Source organism: Ureibacillus acetophenoni, assembly GCF_900220965.1.
GTDB lineage: Bacteria > Bacillota > Bacilli > Bacillales_A > Planococcaceae > Ureibacillus > Ureibacillus acetophenoni.
This window is the reverse complement of record NZ_OBQC01000029.1, coordinates 1-5,131: the sequence shown is the minus strand read 5'-3', so window position 1 is coordinate 5,131 and position 5,131 is coordinate 1. Positions and strand designations below refer to the sequence as shown.

The following is a 5,131-nucleotide window of genomic DNA, read 5'->3' as shown; positions in this document are numbered from 1 at the left end:
ACGCCAAAAATCCCTACTTTTATATTGAAAGCAGGGATTTTACTTTGTATTCAATTATGAGTTTTTAAATTAAAGCACTACACTACATTTAAGTACAGAACTTCACAATCCTTTTTACACCTTCAAAAAATTAATTCATTTAAATGAGTTGTCTATACAAAAATACGCTATCTTATTAAAGAAAATCGCCCATTTGTTGAAGAAGTATTATTTAGTACCCTTAAATTTCTTCCTCAAAATTTCGTCAACTAACCAGAATATAAATGTGGCTATTAATGTTATTACAACAATAATTAAATGCTCAAAAAATAAAGAAAGAACTAATCCTATAATTAGACCAAAGATAATATGAATCAAAAATGCCTTTTTATATCTTTGTTTGCTGTTTAAATTCTTTGTTAGAAGATCAGATAAGATAGATACTGGTAAGCCCATAAGAAGTATAAATGGAGCTACACCTGTAAGTAGAACACCAAGTGCAGCAAATAACTTATCATAACCAACCATTATTGCAAAATAAAAGTTAAGGAATAATCCAGTTAACAGAGTGGTTATAATAAATCCTAAAAATTTTCTTAAAAACATTATTACCTCCTCCTTTAATAACATTTCAATATGTCTTGTTGAACAATCCTGCCCCGTTAATGCAATACTTCAACAAAAAAGCATTAATCCTTCTTGGATCAACGCCTCCGTTAGTTCAATAAAATATTTAATGGCTTAACACGGAACAAATGCTTTTTAAAATAGAAGAGATTTATATATCTCTCCAATAATCCCTTCCAATTGATGAACGCCTAATTCTGCATTCGTCATAATAACTGCACCTTTTTCCAAGTGTGGATATGCCACCATCATACATTGAAAACCTACACCCCAACCGAGTGATGTAATTTCTAGTTCTTTTTCGGAGCCTTCAAGAAACACACCTAATCCTGTCCAGCTTTTACCTCTTTGCGGGGTTATCATTTCTTTTGCTAAACTTTCCGATATACCCAACTTACTTTCTCCTTTTATTGCATTCATTAACTCAAGAACTAATTCAGCTAAATCCGAAGAGGTTGTCCATAGTCCAGAAGCTGCTGAATAAGGATAAATAGGGAATTTTCCATCTACTAATTCCCCGTTTTTGTTATGACCACAAGAAAAGTTATCTCTATCCACATCCGACATTGTTGTATCTAATTTGCTATTCTTGATTCCTAGTGGTTCAAATATGAACTCATTTACCACTTGATAAAACTGCTTTTTCGTTACATCTTCTATTAGTTGCTGAATAATACAAAATCCTGCATCTGAATAATGGAATTCACTCTCTGGCTCGAATTGAACTTCAATGGGAACCTTACAATAATGGGATTCTCCCTCTAATAATTCAATTATCGAAGGAAAACCTATTTCTGAATTTAGTTCTAAAAAACTACCTTCAGGGTCTTTGATTCCAGATTGATGACTAAGCAAGTTTCTTATAGTAACCTTTTTATTCTTTGTATATTCATTTTCAGGCACTTTCCAAGTAACAAGTCTTTCATTTACATTTTCATCCAAATCAAGATGTCCTTCTTCTACCAACTTTATTGCTAACATTCCAGTTAGTAATTTACTAATGGAACACGCACTAAAAATAGAATCATCATTTACTTTTCTATCACTATTAACTTCAAGTGAACCATAATTTTCTGTTCCGCAGATTTGACCTTCTTCGAACAATGCAATACTTAAACCGTTTACATTATAATGTTCCATTCGTTCTTCAATTTTGATGTTTTTTAATTTCATTATTCTCCCCCGATATAACTTAATAATTAAATCACAACACGAATGTACGTTCTTATGTATTTGTTTGGAAAATATATGTCCTATTGAACAAAACTGCCCCGTTAGTACAATAACTTTAATAAAAAAGCATTAATCCTTCTTAGATTAACGCCCATGTAAGTTGAACAAGAGAATCTATATTTTCATCCATTACGATATTGGGAAAGATGACCAGTTTGGTTATAATTTTTTATTTTCCATTCTTCATCTATAAATTCAATGTTACTAATACAAGCATTTATCAATTTTGTTTTGCCTGAACCAATTTCACCATTTGAAAATTGGGCTAAGATAGTATTGATAACTCCTCCGTGCGCAACTAATAACACCCTTTTCCTAAGGTATAACTGGTTTATTTTTTGAATTCCTGCTATTACACGTATCGTTAAAGTCTGTCTATCTTCTTGTTTAGTGTAATTCCTGTTCGGAAATGCCGTTAACCTCTCTGTTACTGTCATCCCCTCTGCATCACCATAATCTCGTTCAATAAATTCAACCATTTCAATAATTGGAATTTTTAACTCATTGTTTATTATCTCTGCTGTTTCCTTAGCCCTTTTTAATGGACTTGATATAATAACATCCCAATTGGTCGATTTAAGAAACTCACGACATTCTATAGCTTGTAATACCCCGATTTTGTTTAAAGGTATGTCTTTTCTTCCTTGAAGTTTCCCTAATGAATTCCAATCAGTTTCCCCGTGTCTAACTAAACATAATTTAGTCAATATTTCCCCTTCTTTATATAAATTTTCTTAAACTACCTGCCCCGTTAGTTTAATTACTTCAACAATAAAAAGCGTATATCCTTGTTGGATTAACTCCTCCGTTAGTTTAATAAAATTTACTTATTCTGATTATTTTTCGTTAATGAATACCAAACCAATATTGCCCCAATTACAATTTGAATAATACTCAAAATATACGGAAACCACCCCATTATTCCGTTAAGAACTGCCGCAAACTTGCTACTACCCCAACCACTTAAATTCGGGATATATGTTGAAATTGCTAAATGCATAATACCTAACAAAATTGTCCCCGAAAGAATCAACAAAGAACCTATAATATAAAAATTATTTTGATTCATATTTTCTCCTCTATTCGCTTGTATAGAAATTTTTGTTGTGCTAACAGCTCCGTTAGTTCAAGTTTTTATTTCATACTCTGACTTACTTTGGTTGGAATCATTACCACTTCAGTTTTTAAATCAACAGGCCTATACGTTTCATCGATACATTCATCCCAATATTCAAGATGCTTCTTATCGATCCAATGTTGTGATTCTTCAACCTCTATTCCACCAGTACCTTGAACAGAGTACCAATATAAATATTCTTCATTATTTAAAAACTCACGAAAAATCGTTTCAACATACATCTTCTCACCCTCAAGAGTGACAAGAACTTCCTCCATATGTTCATTTAAAAAAGCTAACCATTCATCGACTTTTTCTGTTTTCCCTGGTTTTACTCGAAAACGTGTACACTCAATATTCATTATAAAGCCTCCATCTAATATGTATTTTCTTCTTCAACTAAACTGCCACGTTAGTACAATAACTTCAACAAAAAAGGCATTGATTCCTTCTTGGATCAACGCCTTCGTTAGTTTAAGTATAATGTTTCACAATCTCAAATTAAAATTAAAAATTCTTATTGCATATTTGACTTTTTTTCATTTTCAATGAAGTAGTCAAGGATCCTTTGCATTTCAGTACCTTGAATTTCGTTCCACCTTCCATCAATTTCTTGACGGAAAACCTTTAGATGATTAGAATTCATTTCTTCACAGACCAAATAATAATTGCCATCATCCCTAACATCCAGTAAGACGTTAAAACTTTGGTCGACTTCTCCCCCAGCTTTTCTATAAGGTCCAGTTACACTTAGTACGACTGGCATTGGCTCTTGGTGAAATACATTTGTATGATTTTGTAGAGTTCCACCAAGTAACGGACTAAATCCTCGAACTATTCTTTGCTCAGAATACAAATCATAAGACCATTTGAGATAATCGAAAGGGTTTCTTGTATCTATCAGATTTCCCCTAGGAGGGGTAACAAGAATATTTTGATTGATTTCTCCATAATAGTCTTCTAACTTAGATATCAATTCTAATTTAGAGTAACTTCTAACACCCATGTATGAACCAATCAATAAAAATACAATGCTTATACTTAATATCCTATTTTTCGAACTAAAGATAACAATTAATATAGTAATCATAAGAGGGAACCAAACCCAAGGGTCTCCAGCCTCAAATATGACATACTCGTATTCCTTAAGGGATAGAGGATATAACAATGTAACTTCGTGAGTCAAAAAATCTACGAAAATATGACCTACAATCGTTGCTAAACTGAGTACAATCCAGATTTTCCACCATATAATTTCTCGAAATATTGCTTTTGTAACTAAAACAACAGGTAAAACGAAAATGGGAGCAAAAAATATGGAATGGGACCAAGGAGTAGAGGTTCTAAAACCTAAAGTATCGGGTAATATACCTGCAAAACCGCCAATAATAGATAAAACTAATTTTTTTGGAATTGAGAGATTTCTTGCATCTTTTAAAAGAAATACGATAATAGCTCCAAATAGGGCATGGGTAAGAACATGCATAAATAGAAGTAACATTTTCCTCCTCCTCACATTTATAAAAAATACCTATTGCATTATGAATCCCATTTCTTCTTCAATCACTGCCTTTATTTTATATGGTAAATCTTAACACTTAATTAGGAACTTTCTTAAGACTTCCTTAAGATTCAGTCGGTAAGTACACCTATGTTTTTCATTATTTCACTATCCTGCCCCGTAAGTACAATAAATCAATAAAAAAAGCATTAATCCTTCTAGGATCAACGCCCTCGTTAGTTCAATAATGATTAGTCACGTAAAAGTTAGATTATTAGTCCGCTATATACCATTCCAATATTAACCACAATATGAAAAACAATACTTGGATAGATACTGTTTGTTTTAAGTGTAATTAATGCGTAAATTCCCCCAGCAATTGAAATTAACAAACTGAGAGAAAGAGAAAAACCAATTGCGAGATGGAGAAGTCCAAAACCAATACTTGTCACGATAACAGCATACCCTGTAGATGTTAGTTCCTTAATAGTCGAAAGCAATATCCCTCTCCAAATAACTTCCTCAAATACTGCATTAATAAGTGAAAAAAATATACAAAACAATAATAACATTTGAATATGTATTTCGCAAGTAAAAATTGAGCCATTTATTAATTAAAAACTGAGCCACTTAAACCGAACTATTTTCTAGCCATTCTTTTGTATCTAATATTC

Annotated in this window: 7 protein-coding genes; all 7 read right to left on the bottom strand. The window is 32.0% G+C overall.

Annotated features, from left to right (window positions below; translation table 11 throughout):
- Positions 1-207 precede the first annotated feature (207 nt).
- Positions 208-585, bottom strand: coding sequence for a hypothetical protein (locus tag CRO45_RS19535; RefSeq protein ID WP_097151290.1), 378 nt, complete (start codon positions 583-585; stop codon positions 208-210).
- A 156-nt stretch (positions 586-741) separates the two neighbouring features.
- Complete coding sequence (locus CRO45_RS19530; protein ID WP_097151289.1) at positions 742-1,779, bottom strand: serine hydrolase domain-containing protein; 1,038 nt, start codon at positions 1,777-1,779, stop codon at positions 742-744.
- A gap of 182 nt (positions 1,780-1,961) precedes the next feature.
- Positions 1,962-2,546, bottom strand: a complete 585-nt coding sequence (locus CRO45_RS19525; protein ID WP_097151288.1) for a histidine phosphatase family protein — start codon at positions 2,544-2,546, stop codon at positions 1,962-1,964.
- A gap of 116 nt (positions 2,547-2,662) precedes the next feature.
- Positions 2,663-2,908, bottom strand: a complete 246-nt coding sequence (locus CRO45_RS19520) for a hypothetical protein (protein ID WP_097151287.1) — start codon at positions 2,906-2,908, stop codon at positions 2,663-2,665.
- Positions 2,909-2,973: 65 nt separating this feature from the next.
- Positions 2,974-3,318, bottom strand: a complete 345-nt coding sequence (locus CRO45_RS19515) for a DUF6176 family protein (RefSeq protein ID WP_097151286.1) — start codon at positions 3,316-3,318, stop codon at positions 2,974-2,976.
- Positions 3,319-3,473: 155 nt separating this feature from the next.
- Positions 3,474-4,457 carry a metal-dependent hydrolase gene (locus CRO45_RS19510; protein ID WP_097151285.1) on the bottom strand — a complete coding sequence of 328 codons (984 nt, stop codon included), beginning with the start codon at positions 4,455-4,457 and terminating at the stop codon, positions 3,474-3,476.
- 266 nt (positions 4,458-4,723) lie between these two features.
- Positions 4,724-5,029, bottom strand: coding sequence for a CPBP family intramembrane glutamic endopeptidase (locus CRO45_RS19505; RefSeq protein WP_097151284.1), 306 nt, complete (start codon positions 5,027-5,029; stop codon positions 4,724-4,726).
- Positions 5,030-5,131 lie beyond the last annotated feature (102 nt).